This window comes from Terrihabitans rhizophilus, from assembly GCF_033898525.1.
In the GTDB taxonomy this organism is placed as follows: Bacteria; Pseudomonadota; Alphaproteobacteria; order Rhizobiales; family Methylopilaceae; genus Flaviflagellibacter; species Flaviflagellibacter rhizophilus.
The window spans coordinates 296,649-318,393 of record NZ_JAXAFJ010000001.1; the positions used below are offsets into that span (position 1 = coordinate 296,649).

The 21,745-nt window shown below is 65.9% G+C and carries 23 protein-coding genes; 21 read left to right on the top strand and 2 right to left on the bottom strand.

The genetic code is table 11. From position 1 onward, the window contains the following. Positions 1 to 154: 154 nt before the first annotated feature. From SCD90_RS01305 to SCD90_RS01360, 12 genes are all read left to right on the top strand, one after another. The gene (locus SCD90_RS01305; RefSeq protein ID WP_319842806.1) at positions 155 to 325 is read left to right on the top strand and encodes a hypothetical protein; all 171 of its coding nucleotides are present in this window, start codon (positions 155 to 157) and stop codon (positions 323 to 325) included. Continuing rightward, on the top strand, positions 322 to 1,551 hold the full coding sequence (locus SCD90_RS01310; RefSeq protein WP_319842807.1) for an oxamate carbamoyltransferase subunit AllG family protein: 1,230 nt from the start codon (positions 322 to 324) through the stop codon (positions 1,549 to 1,551). The genes SCD90_RS01305 and SCD90_RS01310 overlap by 4 nt, the downstream gene beginning before the upstream one ends. After that, positions 1,526 to 2,980 carry an FAD/NAD(P)-binding protein gene (locus tag SCD90_RS01315; protein WP_319843222.1) on the top strand — a complete coding sequence of 485 codons (1,455 nt, stop codon included), beginning with the start codon at positions 1,526 to 1,528 and terminating at the stop codon, positions 2,978 to 2,980. The genes SCD90_RS01310 and SCD90_RS01315 overlap by 26 nt, the downstream gene beginning before the upstream one ends. Before the next feature lies 1 nt (position 2,981). Then, on the top strand, positions 2,982 to 3,392 hold the full coding sequence (locus SCD90_RS01320) for a RidA family protein (protein ID WP_319842808.1): 411 nt from the start codon (positions 2,982 to 2,984) through the stop codon (positions 3,390 to 3,392). Positions 3,393 to 3,498: 106 nt separating this feature from the next. Continuing rightward, a complete protein-coding gene (locus SCD90_RS01325) occupies positions 3,499 to 4,332 on the top strand; it encodes a transporter substrate-binding domain-containing protein (RefSeq protein ID WP_319842809.1) in 834 nt (277 codons plus the stop codon). Between the two features lie 45 nt (positions 4,333 to 4,377). After that, positions 4,378 to 5,025, top strand: coding sequence for an amino acid ABC transporter permease (locus SCD90_RS01330; RefSeq protein ID WP_319842810.1), 648 nt, complete (start codon positions 4,378 to 4,380; stop codon positions 5,023 to 5,025). Next, on the top strand, positions 5,022 to 5,678 hold the full coding sequence (locus tag SCD90_RS01335) for an amino acid ABC transporter permease (protein WP_319842811.1): 657 nt from the start codon (positions 5,022 to 5,024) through the stop codon (positions 5,676 to 5,678). The genes SCD90_RS01330 and SCD90_RS01335 overlap by 4 nt, the downstream gene beginning before the upstream one ends. After that, the gene (locus SCD90_RS01340) at positions 5,675 to 6,460 is read left to right on the top strand and encodes an amino acid ABC transporter ATP-binding protein (protein ID WP_319842812.1); all 786 of its coding nucleotides are present in this window, start codon (positions 5,675 to 5,677) and stop codon (positions 6,458 to 6,460) included. The genes SCD90_RS01335 and SCD90_RS01340 overlap by 4 nt, the downstream gene beginning before the upstream one ends. Before the next feature lie 29 nt (positions 6,461 to 6,489). After that, positions 6,490 to 7,119 carry a DUF1989 domain-containing protein gene (locus tag SCD90_RS01345; RefSeq protein WP_319842813.1) on the top strand — a complete coding sequence of 210 codons (630 nt, stop codon included), beginning with the start codon at positions 6,490 to 6,492 and terminating at the stop codon, positions 7,117 to 7,119. 33 nt (positions 7,120 to 7,152) lie between these two features. Beyond that, positions 7,153 to 8,145, top strand: a complete 993-nt coding sequence (locus tag SCD90_RS01350) for a D-2-hydroxyacid dehydrogenase (protein ID WP_319842814.1) — start codon at positions 7,153 to 7,155, stop codon at positions 8,143 to 8,145. Beyond that, a complete protein-coding gene (locus tag SCD90_RS01355) occupies positions 8,145 to 9,410 on the top strand; it encodes an amidase (protein ID WP_319842815.1) in 1,266 nt (421 codons plus the stop codon). The genes SCD90_RS01350 and SCD90_RS01355 overlap by 1 nt, the downstream gene beginning before the upstream one ends. A gap of 351 nt (positions 9,411 to 9,761) precedes the next feature. After that, the gene (locus tag SCD90_RS01360) at positions 9,762 to 10,607 is read left to right on the top strand and encodes an SDR family NAD(P)-dependent oxidoreductase (RefSeq protein ID WP_319842816.1); all 846 of its coding nucleotides are present in this window, start codon (positions 9,762 to 9,764) and stop codon (positions 10,605 to 10,607) included. A 183-nt stretch (positions 10,608 to 10,790) separates the two neighbouring features. On the opposite strand, the gene SCD90_RS01365 is transcribed toward SCD90_RS01360, so the two are convergent. After that, complete coding sequence (locus SCD90_RS01365; RefSeq protein WP_319842817.1) at positions 10,791 to 11,804, bottom strand: zinc-binding alcohol dehydrogenase family protein; 1,014 nt, start codon at positions 11,802 to 11,804, stop codon at positions 10,791 to 10,793. Positions 11,805 to 12,102: 298 nt separating this feature from the next. Then, the gene (locus SCD90_RS01370) at positions 12,103 to 12,999 is read right to left on the bottom strand and encodes a LysR family transcriptional regulator (protein ID WP_319842818.1); all 897 of its coding nucleotides are present in this window, start codon (positions 12,997 to 12,999) and stop codon (positions 12,103 to 12,105) included. Between the two features lie 146 nt (positions 13,000 to 13,145). Between SCD90_RS01370 and SCD90_RS01375 the strand changes: the two genes are divergently transcribed. The 9 genes from SCD90_RS01375 to SCD90_RS01415 are packed head-to-tail and all read left to right on the top strand — an operon-like array spanning position 13,146 to position 21,705. Then, positions 13,146 to 14,270, top strand: coding sequence for a BMP family ABC transporter substrate-binding protein (locus SCD90_RS01375; RefSeq protein WP_319842819.1), 1,125 nt, complete (start codon positions 13,146 to 13,148; stop codon positions 14,268 to 14,270). Positions 14,271 to 14,272: 2 nt separating this feature from the next. Next, the gene (locus SCD90_RS01380; protein ID WP_319842820.1) at positions 14,273 to 15,391 is read left to right on the top strand and encodes an ABC transporter permease; all 1,119 of its coding nucleotides are present in this window, start codon (positions 14,273 to 14,275) and stop codon (positions 15,389 to 15,391) included. After that, positions 15,391 to 16,305: an ABC transporter permease gene (locus SCD90_RS01385; RefSeq protein WP_319842821.1), complete on the top strand. Its 915-nt coding sequence runs from the start codon at positions 15,391 to 15,393 to the stop codon at positions 16,303 to 16,305. The genes SCD90_RS01380 and SCD90_RS01385 overlap by 1 nt, the downstream gene beginning before the upstream one ends. A 12-nt stretch (positions 16,306 to 16,317) precedes the next feature. Further along, positions 16,318 to 17,334 (top strand): formamidase, encoded by a 1,017-nt coding sequence (locus SCD90_RS01390; RefSeq protein WP_319842822.1) that lies wholly within the window; start codon positions 16,318 to 16,320, stop codon positions 17,332 to 17,334. A 35-nt stretch (positions 17,335 to 17,369) separates the two neighbouring features. After that, positions 17,370 to 18,059, top strand: coding sequence for a biuret amidohydrolase (biuH, locus tag SCD90_RS01395; RefSeq protein ID WP_425265628.1), 690 nt, complete (start codon positions 17,370 to 17,372; stop codon positions 18,057 to 18,059). Further along, positions 18,056 to 19,177: a cyanuric acid amidohydrolase gene (gene atzD / locus SCD90_RS01400; RefSeq protein ID WP_319843223.1), complete on the top strand. Its 1,122-nt coding sequence runs from the start codon at positions 18,056 to 18,058 to the stop codon at positions 19,175 to 19,177. The genes biuH and atzD overlap by 4 nt, the downstream gene beginning before the upstream one ends. Next, entirely contained in the window at positions 19,174 to 20,703 is a 1,530-nt protein-coding gene (locus SCD90_RS01405; protein WP_319842824.1) for an ABC transporter ATP-binding protein, read from the top strand. Before atzD ends, SCD90_RS01405 begins: the two co-directional genes overlap by 4 nt. Then, complete coding sequence (locus SCD90_RS01410; RefSeq protein WP_319842825.1) at positions 20,703 to 21,371, top strand: cysteine hydrolase family protein; 669 nt, start codon at positions 20,703 to 20,705, stop codon at positions 21,369 to 21,371. The genes SCD90_RS01405 and SCD90_RS01410 overlap by 1 nt, the downstream gene beginning before the upstream one ends. Further along, positions 21,364 to 21,705, top strand: a complete 342-nt coding sequence (locus SCD90_RS01415; protein WP_319842826.1) for a cupin domain-containing protein — start codon at positions 21,364 to 21,366, stop codon at positions 21,703 to 21,705. The genes SCD90_RS01410 and SCD90_RS01415 overlap by 8 nt, the downstream gene beginning before the upstream one ends. Positions 21,706 to 21,745: the final 40 nt, after the last annotated feature.

Below are 21,745 nucleotides of genomic sequence, written 5' to 3' on the forward strand. Positions count from 1 at the left end.
CGATCTCGATGGCGCGTTACTCCGCGCGCCGGGTCGAGACGAACGGTCCCGATCTCGCCACACTGGCAACTCCCCATCTCCATGCGAGCATCGCCGACTCCGCGTCCGCATGCGCGGTACGCTCGGTTGCCATTCTCGCGGACCAGCTGAATCCTTGCTCGACACCCCGGAAAGACCCGATCCGCACCACGTCTCGGATGCTTCGATGCAGCTTGAACGCGAGAACGTCGCCACCGGCGAAACGCTCCTGATCAAGAGTTTCATGGGCAGCCCCGTCATCGCTGCGGCCACGCGCCGACCATGCTGGAAAGAAAGCCGATCATGACGTCTCACGACCGCACCGAGACCGCCAACCGGCAGGGGGTGGACGCCATTCTCGCGGTGGACCCGATAATCCGTGAACCGGTGCTGGCACGCGACGCCCTGGGGCTTGCGGAGGGAGAACTTGGCCATGCCGGTCCGCCCTTTGAGGATGCGGAAGCACCTCCCGTCGTCGTGCTGAACGCACTTGCGGGGGCTGCGGTGCACGAAGGCTGGGCGGGGGACATGGACAGCGCGCGCCGCATGGTGCTCGGGGGCGAGATCAGGCTGCGCCACAACCATGGGCTCGGGACGGTGTCTCCCATGTCGGGTGTGGTGCGGCCGGGCCAGCGCCTGTTCCGGATCGAAGACGGCACGACAGGCCGGTGCACCTTCGCGACCCTGGCCGAGAAAGGCAGGCACGTCCTGCGTTTCGGCTACTACAACCAGGAGGTCGCCGAAGGCCTGCGCTTCGTCGAGGGCCCTGTCGCCGATGCTCTTGCCCTGGCCTTGCCGACTAATGGCTTGCGGATACTTCCTCTTCTCAAGCGCGGGGTAGACCTGGGCGACGACATCCACCAGCGCAATGTCGGCGGCATGCTCTCCTTCCTGGCGGCCCTGCCGGATCTGCCGGGTTCCGTACGAACTTGGCTGGACGAGCATCCCCAGCATTTCCTGAACTACGCCATGGCATCCGCCAAGCTCTGCCTGGATGCGGCCCGGGGTATTGAGGGATCGAGCATCGTCACAGCCATCAGCCGCAACGGGCTCTCCTGCGGCATACAACTTGCGGCAACAGGCGATCATTGGTTCACCGCGCCGGCGGACCTGCCCGTCGGCGGCTTTTTTCCGCCGTTCTCGATTGCCGATGCTCACGGGGATCTTGGGGACAGCGCGATCATGGAAACGTACGGGCTCGGCGGCTGCGTCGCCCACGCCTCCCCGGAGTTGGCGGCCAGCATGCAGCGGACCTGGCTGGATGCGCAGGAGGCTGGGGCGCGGATGCGGAGCCTGTTTGTCCAACACAGCCGCACCATCTCCCCGGCCCTCGCGGGCGCGGAGGGTGTGGGCGTCGGCCTGGATGCACGCCGCGTTGCGGCTTCGGGCGCCGGCGTGAGGATCCACACCGGCATCGCGCACCGTGACGGCGTTCAGGGATGGATCGGCATCGGCGTTGCGCAGGCACCGCTTGAGTGCTTCACCAAGGCGGTTGACCGCCTTGACCATGAGGTCGGCCGCCGCGATGTCTGACGCGCAGGGCCGATATCGCAGGATCGGTGTGGTCGGCGGCGGGTTCACGGGCGCAGCTTTCGCCGTGCACCTGGCGCGGCTTGCCCCGTCCCCGGTGAGCATCGAGATCATAGAGCCGCGCGAACAGCTCGGCGCGGGGCTAGCCTATGGCTCGTGCGGGCCGGAACACCGCATCAATGTGCCCGCAGAGCGTATGACCGTCTTTGCCCAGGATCCGCAGCACTTTGCCAAGTGGCTCGCACGAGACGGCAACGCGCCCGCCACCCCGCACCGCGCGGGCGAGCCTGATCCCTACGCGCCCAGGCGCGTCTTTGGCGCCTATATGTCTGCCCTGGTTGAAGACGCGGCACAGGCAAACCCGTCCGGTTCCACCATCAGGCACAGGCGTGACACCGCTGTGGGGCTGTCCCGCACCGACAGCGGGTGGCGGGTCGATCTGAGGACCGGCGGCCCGGCGGTCTTCGACCACGTGGTTGTCTGCAGCACCTATGGTGCGCCGCCGTTCCGCTGGCCGCTAAGCGGCGGCGCGGAGGCATTGCCGCATCTCGTGCGCAATCCCTGGGATCAGGAGGCCATTGCCGCGATCCCGCCGGACGCTGACATTGCCATCATCGGCACTGGGCTAACCATGTGCGATGCCGTTGTAACTCTGCGGACGAATGGCCATCGCGGCCGGGTGCATGCGATTTCACGACGCGCCTTGACCCCCAGGCCGCATGCCGGGTTCGACACCGAATACGATCTGTTCGAGGGAACATCGCCGCCATCGACGGCTCTCGGCCTGATGCGGCTTCTGCGCAGCCGCATCGCAAATGTCGAAGCGGCGGGCGGCGAATGGCAGACGGTCATCGATTCCCTTCGTCGAAAGCTGCACGTCTACTGGAAGACATTGCCGCTGCCGGAGCAGGCGAAGATCGCGCGCCGACTGCGCCCGTTCTGGGATGTGCATCGCTTCCGTATCGCCCCTCAGGTGGCCGACCTCATCGCTTCTGGCCGCGAGTCGGGATGGCTCACGATATCGCCCGGCCACATCCTCGGCATCGGCAGTACCCAAGACCGTTTCCGGATCGACTGGCGACCGCGCCGCGGCGACCCGCGCCGGGAAGAGGTCGATGCCATCATCAACTGCACCGGGCCGGACAGCGACATCCTGCATTCGGGCAATCCGTTCCTCCAATCCGCGCTCCAGAACGGATATCTGGCGCCCGACGCCCTGCGCGCAGGGCTGGCTGTGGACGCGCACGGGAGGCTGCTGAACCGCTCTGGTAGCGTCAGTCCCTGCCTCTGGGCGGCAGGTCCCTTTGCCCGCGCGGTCGTCGGCGAGGCAACGGGTGTTCCCGAGGCTTCGGCGCAAGCACGGCACGTCGCCGAAGCTATCGCATCCGAACTTTCGGGAAGTCCCGCCGCATCACCGCTCGGAGAACCGTGACATGGCTCGCTACATCACCGTGGCAAATGCCGCGCCCTCCCCCAAGACGGTTCGCTATTCCCATGCCGTCGAAGCAGGCGGACTGCTGCACGTTACGGGGCAATTGCCGATCAACCCCGCCGATCCTGATGCGCCGTTACCCGCGACAATCGAAGCGCAAGCGGAACTCGTGTTCCTTAATCTGCGACTGATTGTGGAAGCTGCCGGCTACCGGCTTTCAGACGCAGTGTTCGTGCGGCTCTACCTCACCGATTTCGAGCGGGACTTCGCCGGGCTCAACACGGTCTACCACCGCCATTTTGCAGACGAGACCCGGATGCCGGGCCGCACCACGGTAGGCGTCTCCCGTTTGGGCCGGTCCGCCCTGGTAGAAATCGACATGGTTCTGGAGCGCCAGGACCGCAGGCAATGAGATGCCGTGTGTGCCCTCCGTCACAAGGCACGCTAATTGCACTCCGGTTACCAGCCGTTGAGTGGTTCATTCGGCCAGTGCTGCAAGGACGTCCACGATGAGTTCAATGAAGAGCACGCTAAGCCGATCCATTCTCGCGGCGGCGTTCGCCGCGGTTGTCGGCGTAGCTTTGTCGAGCAGCCTTGCGGGAGCTGCGACGCTCGCCGAGATCAAGGCGCGCGGCTACATGGTCGTCGCGACCGAAGACGACTACAAGCCCTTCGAGTTCATGGAAGACGGCAAGCCGACTGGTTTCGACAACGAGCTTCTGGCTGAGTTCCGCAAGACCTCACCGGTTGAGATCCGCCAGCAGGTAATTCCTTGGACGGGCCTTCTGGCTGGCGTCAGCACCGGCAAATATGACGTTGCCGTCACCGCGGCCATGATCACCAAGGAGCGCGTGAAGTCCCTCGACTTCAGCATGCCCATCGCCGATTCCACGCATTTCTACGTGAAGCGCAAGAGCGACGACAGCATCAAGGACATCAAGGACCTCGACGGAAAGACCGTGGGAGTGCAGTCGGGTAGCGCGCAGCTGGAAAAGCTGCCGGAGCTGGAGGCCATGCTGGCCAAGACGGGCGGCAAGCTCGGCAAGGTGGTGCAGTACACCTCCTATCCCGAAGCCTATCAGGACCTTGCCTTGAAGCGCGTCGACTACGTGATCAACACGATCATCAACATTCGCTCACTGGTGAAGGACAAGCCCGAGGTCTTCGAACTGGGACAGGCTGTCTCCAGCAGGACAGTGCCGGGATGGGCGGTCCAGAAGGGGAATTCGGAGCTGCTCGCGCTCATCAACGACTTCCTTGCCGAGCAGAAGAAGAATGGCAACCTCGCGAAACTTCAGGAGAAGTGGCTCGGCCAATCCTTCCCCGATCTTCCGGATTCCTATGAGCCCTGATCGTTCGTCCGCCGCGGTTCCGCCGCGGCCGACGGAAACCCAAGCGTGACCGCAGGCGCTTTTATCTCCCTGTTGCAGGGCGCCGGCATGACGCTGTTCATCTCCGGCGCCGGCATCGTTCTGGGCGTTCCGCTCGGGCTGGTGCTGGCGCTGGTACGATGGGGGCGGGTGCCCGTGCTCGGCAAGATCGTTGCGGTCTATGTCAGCCTGCTGCGCTCGGTTCCTGCTGTCACGCTGATTCTGCTGATCTTCTTCGCCGTACCCACGATCGGTCCGGAGATCGGGCCGATCACGGCTGCGATCGTGATGCTGACCCTCAACACGGCCGCCTTCAATTGTGAGATCTGGCGAGCCGGGCTGAACAACTTCCCAGCGGACCAGCTGGAAGCCTCGCGTGCTTTCGGCATGACGCCGCTGCTCCGCTTCCGCCGCATCATCTTTCCGCAGCTTTGGCGCTCGTCGCTGCCGCCTCTCATCAACGAGATGACCATGCTCATCAAGTCGAGCCCGGCGATCGCGGTCGTAGGCGTCGTGGAGATCACGCGCGCCGCAACGCGGATCGGCGCACAGACCTATGACCCGCTGCCGCCGATGATCGTCGCCACCGTCCTGTACGTATTGGTCATCATGCTGTTCGTGGGTCTTCAGCGCATCACTGAGCGACGCTATGGCCAGATCGGGGCCGAAGCGTGAGCCGTGATTTCGGCATCGTCTGGGACCATGCCGACCTCCTTGTCGAAGGGCTGATCAACACGGTCATCCTGTCCCTCGCAGGGGCGGCTCTTGCACTGATGCTCGGAGCGCTTCTGGCCATCCTTCTGATGTCGCGGAACCGGGCGGTGCGAATCCCCTTTCGCGGCATGGTCGACCTGATGCGGTGCGTGCCGTTCCTGATGCTGGCCTACCTTGTCTATTACGGGCTCCCCAGCTTCGGGCTCAATCTCGACAACTGGAGCGCCGGCATGTTCACGATCGTGATCTACAACACGGCGTACATGGCGGAGATCTTCCGCAGCGTCTGGAGTCGGCTGGGGCGCGAGAGCCTGGAGGCGGCGACCGCGTTCGGCTTTCAAGGGCCCCGTCTCTACATTCGCATCATCTTTCCGCAGATCTTCCTCGCGTCCGGACCGCTTCTCGGAAACCAGCTGATCCAGATCATCAAGGACTCGGCGTTCCTCACGATCATCGCGGTGCCGGAACTCACCCACGCAGCCAGCAGCATCCAAGCTCAGTACTTCGTGCCGTTCGCAGCCTTCATCGTGGCCGTGCTGATCTATTGGGCACTTTGCTTGCTGGTCGAGGCCGGCGTTTTCGTGGTTGAGCGCGCGGCGGAGGCAAGGCGATGACGGATCCCCAACCGGTGACCGAGGACGTGGTTCTCGAAATCAGCGGCCTGACGAAATCGTTCGGCCAGAACATCGTGCTCGACGGCGTCTCGCTGAAGGTGCGCCGCGGCGAAACCGTCTGCTTGCTGGGTCCCAGCGGTTCCGGAAAGTCCACCCTGCTGCGCTGCGTCAACTTTCTTGAGCGCCCCGACCAGGGAGCGATCTACCTGTCCGGCGAGCGTGTGGGCCTGCGCCCGGGGGGCGTGGTCAAGATGACGAACTCCGAGCTTGCCAAGGCACGATCGCGCATTGGCATGGTGTTCCAGCACTTCAATCTCTGGCCTCACCTCACTGTTCTGCAAAATCTCATCGAGGCGCCGATCCATGTCCAGCGCCGCAGGCGCGACGAGGTGGTGGCTGAAGCCGAGGTGCTGCTCGAACGCGTCGGCCTCTCCAGCAAGCGAGACGTGTTCCCGAGTCACCTTTCGGGCGGACAAAAGCAGCGCGTGGGAATCGCTCGCGCGCTGGCCATGCGGCCAGAGCTGCTGCTGTTTGATGAGCCCACTTCGGCACTCGATCCAGAGCTGGTCGGCGAGGTGGTCGCGGTGATGAAGGTATTGGCGGAGGCCGGCAGCACCATGCTGGTGGTGACGCATGAGATGGGATTTGCCCGCGAGACCGCCAACGAGGTGATCCTGATGGATGGCGGACGCATCGTGGAAAGCGGCCCGCCCGCCACCTTCTTCAACACCCCAAAAACGGACCGGGCACGGCAGTTCCTGCAACGCTACGTCAATGGCTGAGACCCGCCGGCTCGACACAGGAGAGTTCCATGAGTGATGTTCCCAGCGCGAGCGATCTGCAGGGCGTTGTCTACGACGCCGTCGTTCCAGCCCGCACGCCGTGGAGCCGTGTCATCAAGGCCGGCGAGGTCCTGCGGCTGATTGATCTGGAAGGTCAGCAGGCGGTCGATTTCCTCTGCTACAGCGCCGCCGATCCCGGCGACCGCTACAATTCGATGAACACCGTCAAGGTGCAGGGCAACACCTATGTGTCCAAGGGCACGGTGCTTTACAGCGACAGCGGGCTGCCCCTGTTCACCGTGATCGAGGACAGCCTGGGCCAGCACGACACCGTCTATGGGTGCTGCAGCAATCCCAACAACCGGCTGCGCTACGGCGTCGAAACCACGGAAAGCTGCTACTCGAACTTCCTGTGCGAACTGGCGACCCACGGCATGGACCGCAGCGCCATCGTCAGCAATGTGAACTTCTTCATGCAGGTTCCGATCATGCCGGATGGCGGCGCCGGCGTCGCGGCGGATGTCTCGCCTCCGGGCAGCCATGTGGATCTCCGCGCCGAGACGGATGTGCTGGCCGTGCTGTCCAATTGCCCGCAGATGCACAATCCCTGCAACGCCTACAACCCGACGCCCATCCGGGTGATCGTGCGCGCGGCCTAGACGGCCGCCTTCGCCTCCCAACAGAGCAGGACCATGGCCGTGACGGCGAAGCTGCGTGTGCACATCCAGGAATATGACGGCCCCAACGAGGTGTTCCGCATCAACGCCGCCAAATACGGGCGGCACAGCGCGGGCGATCCCGAGATCGCCGAACGGCTCGACGTCAGCTTCGGCCGCAGCGAGGACGACCTGCGGGCCGGGCTGGTCGACGCCGAGGTTCTGGTCTGCGGCCATCTGCACCACGCCGATCTCAAGGCGGGAGCGCCGCGCCTCCGGTGGGTGCAGTCGATCTTCGCCGGCGTGGACGAACTGATCCCGCTGCTCTCCGACGTTGTCACCTTGACCAATGGCAGCGGCCTCCACGCCCAGAAGGCCGGCGAGTACGGCATGGGCGCCATCCTGATGCTGAACAGCGCCGTGCCGCATTTCATCGAGGCGCAGCGCGCGCGACAATGGACGCAGATCTACACGCCTACGGTGCGTGGACGGACGGTCTTGATCCTCGGCACCGGCCGGCTAGGCGGGGCCATCGCCCGGTTTGCGCAGCAGTTCGGAATGAACGTGATCGGCGTCGCCCGTACGGCCGGCGCGCGGCCGGACTTCCCGAATTGCCACGGCGTCGGTGAACTGCACGATCTGCTTCCGCGCGCCGATTTCCTGGTCCTGATCGTGCCCAACACACCGGCAACGACCGGCCTGATCGGGCGCGCCGAGCTCGATCTGCTGCCCGCCCATGCCGGCATCGTCAGCCTCGGCCGGTCGCAGGTGATGGACCATGCCGCGCTGATCGCAAAGCTGGAGGCGAACGAACTCGGCGGCGCCTTCCTCGACGTGTTCGACCAGGAGCCGCTGCCGCCGGACGATCCGCTCTGGTCCGTGCCGCGCGTGGTCATCAGCCCGCACTGCACCCTGGATGACGGCCCCGGCTACGTCGCTCTCGCACTGGATCTGTTCTTCGCCAATGCCCGCCGCTATCGCGCGGGGGAACCGCTGCACAACGTCATCGACCAGCGAAGGGGCTATTGATGAGCGACGCCGACGCAATCCGGACCGTCCTGCAGCGCATCCGGGACGCCGACACCGGGTTGAGGGCGTTCGTCCACATCGCCGCCGACCCGCTTTCCGATGGTCCGGCTCAGGACGCCGCTGGTCCATTGAGCGGGGTGGCCGTCGCGGTGAAGGACATCTTCGACACGGCGGACATGCCCACCGCTTACGGCTCCCGGATCTATGAGGGCTGCCAGCCGCGTATGGATGCGGCCATCGTGACGGCGCTGAAGCGCGCCGGCGCCTTCGTGGTCGGCAAGACGACGACGACCGAGTTCGCCACGTCTCCGCCCACGCCAACCCTGAACCCGCGCAATGCGGCGCACACCCCTGGTGGCTCCTCCGCGGGCTCCGCGGCCGCGGTTGCTGCCGGCCTCGTGCCCGTTGCCATCGGCACCCAGACGCTCGGCTCCATCATCCGGCCGGCCTCCTTCTGCGGCGTGGTCGGGTTCAAGCCGACCTATGGCTGGTTTCCGACGGCGGGAATGAAGAACCTGTCGACGTCGCTGGACACGATCGGCCTGCTGGCCGCGAGCACCGCCGACGCGGAGCGCGTCTACCGAGCTTTGGTTCCTGGCGAGGCCGAGCCCACCGGCCGGCCGCCGAGGCTCGCCTTCAGCCGACAGCCGCACTGGGACAATGCGACGCCGGATGCCCGGGCCGCGATCGAGGCCTGCGTGGACACGCTTCGCGCAGCCGGTGTGACCGTCGACGAGATCGTCATGCCTGATGAATTCGACGCCATGACCGATGCGGCCAACGTGATCCACGATTACGAGATGCACCGCTCGCTCGCACCGGAATGGACAGCGGCGCACGACAAGATGGACCCGGCGCTCGCCGCTCGCGTGGAGAGAGCCGGCCGTTGGACCGCCGAGGATTATCGCCGCGCCCTTGCCGCGTCCGAGGAACAGAGGCGCGCGACGGACGCGCTGATCGCGCCCTATAGCGGCGTGGTCTGCCTGGCGGCCCCCGGCGAGGCCCCGGCAGGATTGGCGGCAACGGGCGATCCGATGATGAACAGCGCCTGGACCGCGCTGCAAGTGCCGTGCCTCACCCTGCCGGCACTGCGCGGTGCCACTGGCCTGCCTATCGGGCTGCAGATCGTGAGCGGCCGTTACAGCGACCTCGACCTGCTCCGCACGGCGGCTCGTCTCGAGGCGTTGCTGGGCGACACCCTGTTCAAGCCGGGCCAGACCGTGCCGAAACCGAATGCGCTGAGCATTCCGGCCTCCCGCTCCTGAGGGACCTCGCCCGAACGTGCTGGTGCAGTTTCGCGTCACCACGCCTTCCATCGCCAACTGAGGTAGGGCAAGGCCAATCCCCGCGGTGAGCTGTCCGGCTGCGATTACTGGCCGACAAGCGGCCGCTGCGGCGGGGGCTGGCAGAGCGGCACAGCCTTGTGGAGCCCGATTGCGCACGCCTCGTCGGCCGGGGCTTCGGGGTCTTCAGCTTCAACACGGAGACCGAGGTCATCTCCGAGTGAACAAGATCTACGAACATGGGTTCACAGAGGGGAGGAACTCCACGACCTCGCTGCTGACGCGATTGCAGCCTCAAGCGGCAGCGGCTTCATCCCTGACTGGAGAACAACAATGGATCAGCATCCCGCCATCACAGCCGGCCGCGTCGCGGTCATCACTGGCGCCGCAAGCGGCATCGGCCTCGCGGTTGCCGGAAGGCTGGGCGAGGCCGGCATGCGCCTCGTCATTGCCGACATAGACGAGGACCAACTGAACCAGGCCGCAGAGGATCTGCGCGGGCAAGGGATTGAGGTGCATCCGGTGCCCACCGATGTAAGCGATGGAGCTGATCTGGCCGCGCTCAAGAAGGCGGCTGATGCGATCGGACCGGTCTCACTGCTGATGAACAATGCCGGGCGAGAAGGCGGCGGCGGCATCCTTGCCGGCCCGGATGTATGGAAGCAGACGATAGCGACGAACCTCATGGGCGTGGTTTATGGGGTTCAGCAGTTTCTGCCGGACATGATGGCGGCAGACTGGCCGTGCACGATCGTGAACACCGGCTCCAAACAAGGCATCACGCTTCCGCCGGGAGATACGGCGTACAATGTCAGCAAGGCCGGGCTGAAGGCGCTGACGGAGTCCCTGGCACACGATCTACTCGCCACCCATCGCCGGGTGAGCGCCCATCTGCTGGTCCCCGGCTTCACCTATACCGGCTTCACAAAGCGTCGGGGCATTGCAGAGAAGCCAGCCGCTGCGTGGACGGCCGAGCAGGTAGCTGACTTCATGCTCGCCGGAATGGCGCGCGGCGACTTCTACATCCTGTGCCCGGACAATGATGTGACCCGCCAGACGGACGAGCGGCGGATCGCCTGGAATGTCGGCGACATCATCGAAAACCGCCCTGCTCTGTCGCGATGGCATCCGGATTACGCCGATGCGTTCAAGGCTCATATGAAGGGAGAGCCCGCATGAGAGCCGGCTTCATCGGCATGGGCCGGATGACTGGCTCGATGGCCGCGCACCCTCAAGGCAGGCCACAGTGACGTGTGGAATCCGCCGCTCCGGGCAAGCGCCGGGCAGTTCGTGCGACGAGGAGCCGGGGATCGGCTGAGATCAGTGCCTTCTGCTCTGAGGACTTCGTGTTGAATCGAAGGCTCAGAAGCCTTCGAGCACGATCTTACCCTTCGCCGTACCGCTCTCAAGCACCGCATGCGCCCTTTTTAGATTGGCTGCGTTGATCGGCGTCAGCCGCTCCGTCACTGTCGTGCGGATCTGGCCCGCATCCACGAGCCGCGCGATCTCGGCGAGGATCTTGCCCTGCTCGTCCATATCGGGCGTCTCGAAGAGCGAGCGGGTGAACATCAGCTCCCAGTGAATCGAGACGGCTTTGCGCTTGAAGGCGTTGACGTCGAGTGTCTCAGGATCGTCGATCAGTCCGAACCGTCCCTGTGGGGCGATGAGCTCGACAATTTCCGCGAGATGCTGATGCGTCTCGGTTGTCGAAAACACGAAAGCCGGCGCGCCGAAACCGAGAGCGGCGACCTGTTCGGCCAATGGCTTGCGGTGATCGACCACGTGATGAGCGCCCAGCTCCTTCACCCAGGCCTCCGTCTCCGGCCGCGAGGCGGTGGCAATGACGGTGAGGTCCGTCAGCGCCCGCACAAGCTGGATCGCGATGGAGCCGACGCCGCCCGCACCGCCGACAATGAGGACAGCCTTCGCAGCGCCCGGCACAGCTTTCCGGACATCCAGCCGGTCGAAGAGCATCTCCCAAGCCGTGAGCGCTGTGAGTGGGAGCGCCGCCGCTTCGGAGTTCGATAAAGAAGCAGGCTTTGGCCCGACGATGCGCTCGTCGACGAGATGAAGCGCGCTGTTCGCACCAGAGCGGGTGATTGAGCCTGCATAGAACACAGCGTCGCCCGACTTGAAGCCCGTGACGGCCTCGCCGACCTCCACCACATGCCCGACGGCGTCCCACCCAAGTACCTTCCATTCGCCTTCCGGCGGCGTTGCGCTACGTCGGACCTTGGTGTCTACCGGGTTCACCGACACCGCCTCGACGGCAACGAGGAGGTCGCGTCCCGTGGGAACGGGGCGCGGAAGCTCGATGTCCTCCAAAGCGTCCACGCGGTCGATCGCACCGGGTGTCCTGTAGCCTATGGCTTTCATGGGTTCGCTCCCGCGCTACGTGGGCTGATGTGAGCCGAAACTGGGGCTGCGCTCGGGAGTCTGCAAGACGCCTGTCCCTCCGCCATTGCGTCTACATTGCGCATCAGCGCGGAGGTGAATGCTTCCAGCGCTGGCTGGCTACTGCAGCTCGCTGAGCCCGTCGTCAGGCTTGAGTTCCGTTGAACCTGGACCGCGTTTACCTGAGAAAAGCCCGTCGCATCACCTGCGGATTTTCGAGCGAAGAAAATCACTTAGCTAATTCTTCAGGGCACTAGCTGAGGTTCAGAATGCTGTGGCGTCAGCCAGTGCTGTCCGCAGCCAGGCGTCGAGAAAGTTGTTCGGCAAATTTGGAAGCGGCAATGGGCAAGCTTCTACCTCTTGCATAGCCAAGGACAAGCGCGAGCAACGGGACGTCTTTTGGATGGAGCGGCCTGAGGCAAAGGCCTTCGCGGGTGGGACCGGCAAGCGCGATGTGAAACGAGATGACCTGCTCCCGTAGCGTAAAGTTCCGCAGGAACTCGATGGACCCTGATTCGATCGCGACATCGGCTGTCGCTTGAGTGCGGGCGAGGGCCGCATCCAGAACATGACGGATGGCGAGCGAGCGATCGGGCATGGCCAGCGGGTACTGCAGGCACTCGCGCAGGCGGATCGGACCATTCTGCGCCAAGGGATGGTTGCGGTTCATCACCGCGCACAGCGGGTAGCTGCCCGACATCAGAACAGTCATCTCCGCGGTCGCCGGCGGATTGACCAGCAAGGCCAGGTCCGCTTCGAAAGTGACGAGAGACTGGATGCCTTGGGCGTGGTCCCGCATCTGCATGCTGAAGGAGACCAGCGGAAACTGCCGTCGATACGCGGCAATCTCCTCCGGCAGGAGGTGGTCCACAAACGCCTGGCTGCAGGCGATGGCCACGTGTCCCCGACGCACGCCTGTGAGATCGGCGATCTGCGACTGCAGCCGTTCGAAGTCCGAGAACTGGCTGCGGATGTGACGGACCAGCAGCTCCCCGGCTGAGTTCAGGCGCATGCCCTGCGGCAGCCGCTCGAAAACAGGGGCGCCCAGTTCCGCCTCGAAATCCTGGATCTTCCGGGTAAGAGCGGAAGGCGTGATGTTCATCTGCTCCGCCGTCCTGCGGATCGAGCCCGTGCGGCTGATCGAGGCAATGTATTCCAGCGTTCTCAGATGCTTCATGCCTTGCGCCCCCGTGTTGCAGTCTAGGCAACAGGCCGCTCGAAAACCAACACTGGCAGCCGCGCGCGTGCCGGATAGTTTTGGCCGGCCGGCATCAGGCCGCTTCCGCTCATCCGGGGCAGACCGTCCCGCCGCTCGAGGTCCACATGCGCCAGATCCCCTTGTCCCGCCGTCAGCTCCTCCACGGTCTCGCAGGCGGCACGGCGCTGTTGGCAACGGGGCTGAACGGCATCCGCCCGGCCTTCGCCAAGGATCTCACCGTCGGCTTCATCTATGTCGGCCCCAAGGACGACTACGGATACAATCAGGCCCATGCCGAAGGGGCGGCCGCGCTGAAGGCGATGCCCGGCGTCAAGCTGATCGAAGAGGAGAAGGTCGCCGAGACGCTCGACGTGCAGAAGACCATGGAGAGCATGATCGAGCTGGACGGGGCGACCCTGCTGTTCCCCACCAGCTTCGGCTATTTCGACCCCCATATGCTGGCGGTCGCCAAGAAATATCCGGCTGTGGAGTTCCGGCATTGCGGCGGCCTGTGGAACGAGGCCAAGCACCCGAAGAACACCGGCTCCTATTTCGGCTACATCTTCGGCGCGCAATACCTCAGCGGCATCGTCGCGGGGCACACCTCGAAGTCAAAGAAGATCGGCTTCATCGCCGCCAAGCCCGTGCCGCAGGTGATGGAGAACATCAACGCCTTTGCGCTGGGCGCACGCTCGGTCGATCCGTCGATCACCACGCACGTCATCTTCACCGGCGACTGGTCGCTTCCCGTCAAGGAAGCGGAGGCCACCAATGCGCTGGCCGATCAGGGCATCGACGTGGTGACCTGCCATGTCGATGGTCCCAAGGTGATCATGGAAACCGCGGAGCGCCGCGGCATCTTCGCCTGCGGCTACCATGCCAACCAGGCCAAGCTGGCTCCGAAGGGTTACCTCACCGGTGCCGAGTGGAACTGGGCCGAGGTCTACAAGACCTTTGTGACCGCCGCCCAGAAGGGCGAGCCGCTGCCGAACTTCGTGCGCGGCGGCCTTGCCGACGGCTTCGTCAAGACATCGGCCTACGGCCCGGCTGTCTCGGAAGGCGCCCGCAAGCACGCCGACGAGGTGAAGGCCAAGATGATGGCCAGCCGCGACTTCGCGGTCTTCCAGGGTCCGCTGAAGAACAATGCGGGCAAGGAGGTCATCCCGGCCGGCAAGGCTTACGCCGAAAACGCCATCGAACTCGAGAGCATGGACTACCTCGTCGAGGGCGTGGTCGGCTCGGTCGGCTGACCATGTCGGTGGTGGCCCTCCTGCCCGAGACCGCACGGCGCGAGGAGGCGAACGTTCCGCCGTCCGACCGGTTCTATCCGGTGCGCCATGCCCTGGAAGGCCTTGCGGTGCCGCTCGTCGCGCTGCTTGTCGCGGCGGCGGCGTTCTGCGTGTTTCTTCTGGCGCTGGGCAGTTCGCCGCTGGAATTCCTGCACCTGTTGTGGCGGGGTGCATTCGGCTCCTGGTTCTCGCTTCAGAACACGCTGCAACGCGCCGCGCCCCTGATGCTGACAGCGCTGTGCGTGGCGCTGCCGGCGCAGCTCGGCCTCATCGTCATCGGCGGCGAAGGCGCGGTGGTTCTGGGCGGGCTGGCGGCAGCGGTGGCAGGCGCCGCCCTGTCGGGCGTGCCGCCGGTCCTCGCCATAGCAGCGATGGGGGTCGCGGGCGGGGCCGTCGGCGCGGCGTGGATCGGGCTCACCGGCTGGCTTCGCGCCTATCGCGGCATCAATGAAACCATCGCCAGCCTGCTGCTCGCCTACGTCGCCGTGGCCCTGTTCAACCATTTCGTCGAAGGCCCGCTGCGCGACCCCGCCAGCCTGAACAAGCCCTCGACCCGTCCCATCGGAGACGCCTTCATGCTGGGCTCCCTGCCCGGCACCAGCATCCATCCCGGGCTCATCCTCGGTACCGTCGCCTGCATCGGGTTCTGGATCTTCGTCCAGCGCACCGTTCCGGGGTTCGCGTGGCGGATCACGGGCGGCAATCTTCGCGCGGCGCAATTGCAGGGCCTGCCGGCGCGCCGCCTCATCGTCATCGCCTGCGCGCTGGGCGGCGCCTGCGCCGGTCTCGCCGGGATGGCGGAGGTGGCGGCGGTGCACGGCAACGCCAACGCGTCGCTGATCGCGGGCTATGGCTACACCGGCATCCTCATCGCCTTCCTCGCCCGGCAGAACCCGCTGGCGATCATCCCCATGGCGCTGCTGCTGGGCGGCATCGCGGCCGCCGGCGGCTTGATCCAGCGCCGGCTGGGCCTGCCGGACGCCACGGTCCTCGTGCTGCAGGGCATGATCTTCGTCTCCATCCTGGCCAGCGAGACGATCTACGGGCGTTTCCGCTGGTTTCAGCCGCGAGGCACGGCCTGATGGACAGCATCGGCATGGTGGCGGTCGCGCTGCTGGCAGGCGCGCTGCGGGTCTCCACCCCGTTCCTGTTCGTCAGCCTCGGCGAATGCCTCACGGAAAAATCCGGCCGCATCAATCTCGGCAATGAGGGCGCGCTCGTGCTTGGCGCGATGACCGCCTATGCGGCCTCCTACGAAAGCGGCAGCCCCTGGATCGGCGTGCTGGCGGCGTGTGCCGCCGGCGGCGTTCTCGGCCTGCTGCACGGCGTCGTCTGCAGCCTTGCCCGCGTCAACGACATCGCCATGGGCATCGCCGTGATGCTGGCGGGCCTCGGCTGCGCGTTCTTCTTCGGCAAGCCATACATCCAGCCGTCCGCGCCCCAACTCCCCGTGATGCCGCTGGGGTTCTGGTCCGAGCAGCCCCAGATCCGCTCGGCGCTCGATGTCAGCCCGTTGTTCTTCTTCGGCCTCGCGGTCGCCGCTCTCATGGCATGGTCCTTCCGCAACACGCGGCTCGGCCTCACGGTCCGCATCGTCGGGGATTCGGAGGATGCCGCCCGCGCGCTCGGCCTCCGCATCAACCTCGTGCGCATCCTCTCCACCGTTCTTGGAAGCGCCCTTGCCGGCATAGGCGGGTCCTTCCTGTCGCTGTCCTATCCCGGCAGCTGGAACGAGCAATTGTCCTCCGGCCAGGGCCTTGTGGCCGTGGCGCTGGTCGTGTTCGCGCGCTGGGATCCCATTCACTGCGTGCTGGCGGCGCTCCTCTTCGGCGCGGCCGGAGCGCTGGGCCCCTCGCTCCAGGTGATCGGGATCACCCAGGGCTACTACCTGTTCTACGCCGCGCCGTATGTGCTCACTTTGCTCATCATGGTGCTGACGGTCGCCCCCGGCCGCGCGCTGCGCGGCATGCCGGGGGAACTGTCCCTGACACGCTGAAGGTTTGGATACATGAACGGATTGGGTGGACTGAACAAATCTCCGGCCGGTGTCGTCATCGGCCTCGTCCAGCTTCAATTGCCGGTGGTGGTGACCCCCGAGGATCTGGCGCGGCAGACGGATCGCGTGGTGGCCATGGTCGCCAAGGCGCGGCGCAACATGCCGACCATGGACCTCGTCGTGTTCCCGGAATACGCGCTGCACGGGCTGTCCATGGACACCAATCCGGCCATCATGTGCCGGCTCGATGGCCCCGAGGTCGCGGCCTTCAAGAAGGCCTGCGTGGACAACCGGATCTGGGGCTGCTTCTCCATCATGGAGTTCAACCCGCACGGCAATCCCTACAATTCCGGCATCATCATCGACGATCAGGGCGAGTTGAAGCTGTACTACCGCAAGCTTCACCCCTGGGTGCCGGTCGAGCCGTGGGAGCCCGGCGATCTCGGCGTTCCGGTCATCGACGGACCGAACGGCTGCAAGCTGTCGCTGATCATCTGCCATGACGGCATGTTCCCGGAGATGGCGCGCGAGGCCGCCTACAAGGGCGCCGAAATCATGCTGCGCACGGCGGGCTACACAGCGCCGATACGCGACAGCTGGTCGTTCACCAACCAGTCGAACGCTTTCTGCAACCTCATGGTCACGGCCAATGTCTGCATGTGCGGATCGGACGGCACGTTCGATTCCATGGGCGAGGCCATGGTCTGCAATTTCGATGGCCGCATCATCGCGCATGGCCAGACCGGCCGCGTCGACGAGATCATCACCGCGGAGGTGCGGCCCGATCTGGTGCGCGAAGCCCGCATCAACTGGGGTGTCGAGAACAACATCTATCAGCTGGGCCATCGCGGCTACACGGCGGTGGCCGGAGGCGCGCAGGACTGCCCCTACACCTACATGCACGACCTCGCGGCGGGCCGGTACCGGCTGCCGTGGGAGGACGAGATCAAGCAGAAGGACGGCACCTCCTGCGGCTACACCAAGCCGACCCGCAATTACGGCGAGGGACAGGCGGAGGCAGCGGAATGAGCAGCAGCAGCCTCGACGAACGCATCGCCGATGCCATGGTGCACGGCGGCCGCACCATCGGGTCGGATCCCTATCCGTGGCCCTTCGACGGTGACCTGCGGCCGCAGAACACGGCGTTGATCATCATCGACATGCAGGTCGATTTCTGCGCGCCCGGCGGCTACGTCGATGTGATGGGCTACGACATCTCGCTAACGCGGGGTCCCATCGAGCCGATCCGCCGCGTGCTGGCCGCGATGCGCGCCGGCGGCTACCACATCATCCACACGCGCGAGGGCCACCGGCCCGATCTCGCCGACCTGCCGGCCAACAAGCGCTGGCGCTCGCAGCGGATCGGCGCCGGCATCGGCGACCAGGGGCCATGCGGCCGCATCCTGGTGCGCGGCGAACCCGGCTGGGAGATCATCCCCGAGCTTCAGCCGGAGCCGGGCGAGGCCATCATCGACAAGCCGGGCAAGGGCTCCTTCGTGGCGACCGACCTCGAACTCGTGCTCAAGACCCGCGGCATCCGCAACATCGTGCTGACCGGCGTCACAACCGATGTCTGCGTCCACACCACGATGCGCGACGCCAACGACATGGGCTACGAGTGCGTGCTGCTGTCCGATTGCTGCGCCGCCACAAAGGTGGAGAACCATCTTGCGGCCATCGACATGATCAAGATGCAGGGCGGCGTGTTCGGCGCGGTCGCGACATCGGATGACCTGCTGCGGGTCATCGGCTGATGGCGCGCGAGGCCATCGTCCTGCGGGTGCCGGCAGCGGCTCCGGACGATGTCTCCGGGATTGAAAGCGCGTTCAAGGCAGGTCTCGACTCCCGGAACGTGGTCGCCATCCTTGGCAAGACGGAGGGCAATGGCTGCGTCAACGATTTCACCCGCGCCTTTGCCGTCAGCGCGCTTCACCGCCTGATGGAGCGGCACCTGCCGGCGGGCGGTGCGGATGCGATATCCTACGTCATGTCGGGCGGAACCGAAGGCGCGCTGTCGCCCCACCTGCTCCTGCTGGCCCGGCAGGACGGCGCATCGTCCGATGGGGCCGGTCCGGCGCTGGCCATCGGCAGTGCGCAGACCGCCGACCTCCGGCCCGAAGATATCGGCCGGGTGGCGCAGGTCGCCCAGGTCGCGGAAGGCGTGCGGGCCGCGATGGGTGACGCCAGCATCGGTGATGCAGCCGAAGTCCACTTCGTGCAGATCAAGTGCCCGCTTCTGACCGCCGGACGGGTGATGGACGCCGAGGCACGCGGCGCGACGGCCGTCACGCGAGATACGCTCAAGAGCATGGGGCTTTCGCGCGGTGCGTCGGCCCTCGGCGTGGCTGTCGCCCTTGGCGAGGTGGAGCTGGATGCCATCACCGACGAGATGATTGGCCGCGATCCTACGCTGTGGTCGGGCCGCGCCAGCACCTCCGCCGGAGTGGAACTGATGAACCACGAGATCGTCGTCCTCGGCATGAGCCCGGCCTGGACAGGACCGCTCGCCATCGACCACGCGGTCATGGCCGATGCCATCGACGTGGACCCTGTGCGTGCCGCCTTGCGGAGGCTTGGCTTCACCTTCGATGGCCAATTGCGCGGGGACGAGCAGGGCGCGCTGCTCGCACTGCTCGCCAAGGCCGAAGCCGGCGGAAGCGGACGCCTGCGCGGGCGCCGCCACACCATGCTGGACGATTCCGACATCTCCTCCACCCGCCATGCCCGCGCTTTCGTGGGCGGCGTGCTGGCCGGCCTTGTCGGCCACTCCGAAATCTTCGTCTCGGGAGGTGCCGAGCATCAGGGTCCGGATGGCGGCGGCCCCGTGGCGATCATCGCGGACCGCAGCCGGCTGGCAGGGGCGGAGCGATGATGACGACAGGGAGACGGACGGAAGCCTCCGAGGTCGAGGCCGTGGGGCTGACCAAGCGGTTCGGCAGCTTCGTGGCGCTCGACCATGTCTCGCTGAAGGTGCGGCGCGGCACGGTGCATGCCCTTCTGGGCGAGAACGGCGCCGGCAAGTCCACCTTCGTCAAATGCCTGCTCGGCTACTACAAGGCCGACGAGGGCGACCTCCTGGTGGACGGGCGCGAGGTGTCCATCGGGCGGCCCGCCGACGCGGACCTGCTGGGGCTTGGCATGGTCTACCAGCACTTCACGCTGGTGCCCTCGATGAGCGCCGCAGAAAACCTGGTCATGGCGCGTGCGGACATCCCGGCCGTGATCAACTGGCGCCTGGAGCGTGCCCGGCTGGCGGACTTCCTGTCCCGGATGCCGTTCCGCCTGCCGATGGACGCGCCGGTCGGCTCGCTGGCGGCGGGCGAACGCCAGAAGGTGGAAATCCTCAAGCAGCTCTACCTCAGCCGCCGGCTCATCGTGCTGGACGAGCCGACATCCACGCTGACACCGCAGGAAGCCACGGAGGTGCTGGGCCTCGTGCGCGGTCTCGTAGATGCCGGCGAGATCAGCGTCATGATCATCACCCACAAGCTGAAGGAAGTGGCGGCCTACGCGGACGATGTCACCGTCCTGCGCAAGGGCCGCTTCGCCGGCGCGGGGCGCGCGGCAGACCTCGACGCCGCCGCCCTCACCGCCATGATGATCGGCGAGGCCCACGCCCCCAAGCCGATCGAGCGGCGCGGCGTACCGGGCTCAAGCGCCCGCCTCCGCATTCGCGACCTGAAAACCGCCGGCGATCTTGGACGGCCCGGTCTTTCCATCGGCGATCTTGCCGTTCATCCGCGCGAGATCGTGGGGATCGCCGGTGTGTCCGGCAACGGCCAGATGGACCTTGTCGAGGTTCTGGGCGCCCAGCGCGCCGCCACGGCGGGAACCGTCCAGGTCAAGGACACGCCCTTCGCGGGCGGGCGCCGCGCGGTGCGCGAGCTCGGCGTGCGGGTGCTGCCGGAGGAGCCGCTGCGCAATGCCAGCGTGCCGGGCATGAGCGTCAGCGAGAACATGAACCTGCGCGAGTTCGACCACGGCGCCAGGGGCCGCCGCTTCTGGCTCGACGCAGGAGCCATGGCCCGCCGGGCACGCGGAATGATCGCCGCTTATGCGGTGCGCACCCCCTCCGCCCAGGCGCCGATCTCCGCCTTGTCCGGCGGCAATGTTCAGCGCGCCGTTCTGGCGCGCGAACTCGACGGAAAGGTCGACCTCCTGGTGATCTCGAACCCGTGCTTTGGACTGGACGTGAAGGCCGCGGCCGAGGTGCGGGCGCGCATCGTCGCCGCCCGCAATGACGGGGCGGCCGTGCTGTTGCTGTCGGAGGATCTCGACGAGGTTCTCGAACTGTCGGACCGCATCCTCGTGATGCACCACGGCGAAATCGTCCACGAAACCGCGGCCGCCGGCGCGAGCGCGCTCGATATCGGCCGCCACATGGTGGGGCACGCTTGATGGCCGTGGTCGCCGATGCCCTGCCGTTCGCCTTCGCATTCCCGCCGGCACACACGGCGGTGATGATGATCGACATGCAGCGCGATTTCCTGGAGCCGGGCGGCTTCGGCGAAACCCTGGGCAATGATGTCGGGCTGCTCAGGTCCGCGCTTCCCGGAGCGCGCCGCCTGCTCGACCTCGCGCACGCCCAGGGGATGACCGTGATCCATACGCGGGAATGCCACCGCCCCGATCTGTCGGACTGCCCGCCCGCCAAGCGCGAGCGCGGCGAGCCTCGGCTGAGGATCGGCGATGCGGGGCCGATGGGCCGCGTCCTGATCGCCGGTGAGCCCGGCGTCGAGATCGTGGCCGAACTGCCCATCCTTCCCGGCGACATCGTGATCGACAAACCCGGAAAGGGGGCGTTCTACGCCACGACCCTCGGCGACATCCTGCAGGAGCGGGGCATCACGCACCTGCTGTTCGGGGGAGTGACCACGGAGGTGTGCGTGCAGACGACGATGCGCGAGGCGAACGACCGGGGATTCCAGTGCCTCGTCGTCGAGGACGCGACCGAAAGCTACTTCCCTGCCTTCAAGGAGGCGACGCTCGATATGATGCGAGCGCAGGGAGCCATTGTGGGCTGGACCGCCACATCGGCCCAGATCGAGGAGGCGTTCCGTGCTTGAGCAAGGTTTGATCCGGGACTTCATCGGGGGTGCATGGCGAGATCTTCCGTTTGCACCGTTCCATCCCGGCGTTACCCGGCACATCCTTTATGGCGAGCCTGAGGGTGCGGCGGCCGCACTCCTGCGCTATGAGGCCGGAGCTCGCGTGCCCCGCCACGAGCACACCGGTTTCGAGCACATCCTGGTACTGGACGGCGCCCAGTGTGACGAAAACGGCCACTACCCGGCGGGCACCTTTGCGATAAACGCGCCGGGAACGGTTCATCAGGTTTGGAGCGATGAAGGGTGCGTGGCACTTTTGATCTGGGAGCGCCCTGTTCGCATCCTGATCTGATCTGCCTGGGCTGCGGAATCTGCAAAGGTGGGCTACCCGC

Excerpts from the sequence above, each read along its gene's own strand:
- SCD90_RS01310 (WP_319842807.1), top strand. The coding sequence starts at position 322 with ATGACGTCTCACGACCGCACCGAGACCGCCAACCGGCAGGGGGTGGAC.
- SCD90_RS01315 (WP_319843222.1), top strand. The coding sequence starts at position 1,526 with ATGAGGTCGGCCGCCGCGATGTCTGACGCGCAGGGCCGATATCGCAGG.
- SCD90_RS01320 (WP_319842808.1), top strand. The coding sequence starts at position 2,982 with ATGGCTCGCTACATCACCGTGGCAAATGCCGCGCCCTCCCCCAAGACG.
- SCD90_RS01325 (WP_319842809.1), top strand. The coding sequence starts at position 3,499 with ATGAAGAGCACGCTAAGCCGATCCATTCTCGCGGCGGCGTTCGCCGCG.
- SCD90_RS01340 (WP_319842812.1), top strand. The coding sequence starts at position 5,675 with ATGACGGATCCCCAACCGGTGACCGAGGACGTGGTTCTCGAAATCAGC.
- SCD90_RS01345 (WP_319842813.1), top strand. The coding sequence starts at position 6,490 with ATGAGTGATGTTCCCAGCGCGAGCGATCTGCAGGGCGTTGTCTACGAC.
- SCD90_RS01350 (WP_319842814.1), top strand. The coding sequence starts at position 7,153 with ATGGCCGTGACGGCGAAGCTGCGTGTGCACATCCAGGAATATGACGGC.
- SCD90_RS01355 (WP_319842815.1), top strand. The coding sequence starts at position 8,145 with ATGAGCGACGCCGACGCAATCCGGACCGTCCTGCAGCGCATCCGGGAC.
- SCD90_RS01360 (WP_319842816.1), top strand. The coding sequence starts at position 9,762 with ATGGATCAGCATCCCGCCATCACAGCCGGCCGCGTCGCGGTCATCACT.
- SCD90_RS01365 (WP_319842817.1), bottom strand. The coding sequence starts at position 11,804 with ATGAAAGCCATAGGCTACAGGACACCCGGTGCGATCGACCGCGTGGAC.
- SCD90_RS01370 (WP_319842818.1), bottom strand. The coding sequence starts at position 12,999 with ATGAAGCATCTGAGAACGCTGGAATACATTGCCTCGATCAGCCGCACG.
- SCD90_RS01375 (WP_319842819.1), top strand. The coding sequence starts at position 13,146 with ATGCGCCAGATCCCCTTGTCCCGCCGTCAGCTCCTCCACGGTCTCGCA.
- SCD90_RS01380 (WP_319842820.1), top strand. The coding sequence starts at position 14,273 with ATGTCGGTGGTGGCCCTCCTGCCCGAGACCGCACGGCGCGAGGAGGCG.
- SCD90_RS01385 (WP_319842821.1), top strand. The coding sequence starts at position 15,391 with ATGGACAGCATCGGCATGGTGGCGGTCGCGCTGCTGGCAGGCGCGCTG.
- SCD90_RS01390 (WP_319842822.1), top strand. The coding sequence starts at position 16,318 with ATGAACGGATTGGGTGGACTGAACAAATCTCCGGCCGGTGTCGTCATC.
- biuH (WP_425265628.1), top strand. The coding sequence starts at position 17,370 with ATGGTGCACGGCGGCCGCACCATCGGGTCGGATCCCTATCCGTGGCCC.
- SCD90_RS01405 (WP_319842824.1), top strand. The coding sequence starts at position 19,174 with ATGATGACGACAGGGAGACGGACGGAAGCCTCCGAGGTCGAGGCCGTG.
- SCD90_RS01410 (WP_319842825.1), top strand. The coding sequence starts at position 20,703 with ATGGCCGTGGTCGCCGATGCCCTGCCGTTCGCCTTCGCATTCCCGCCG.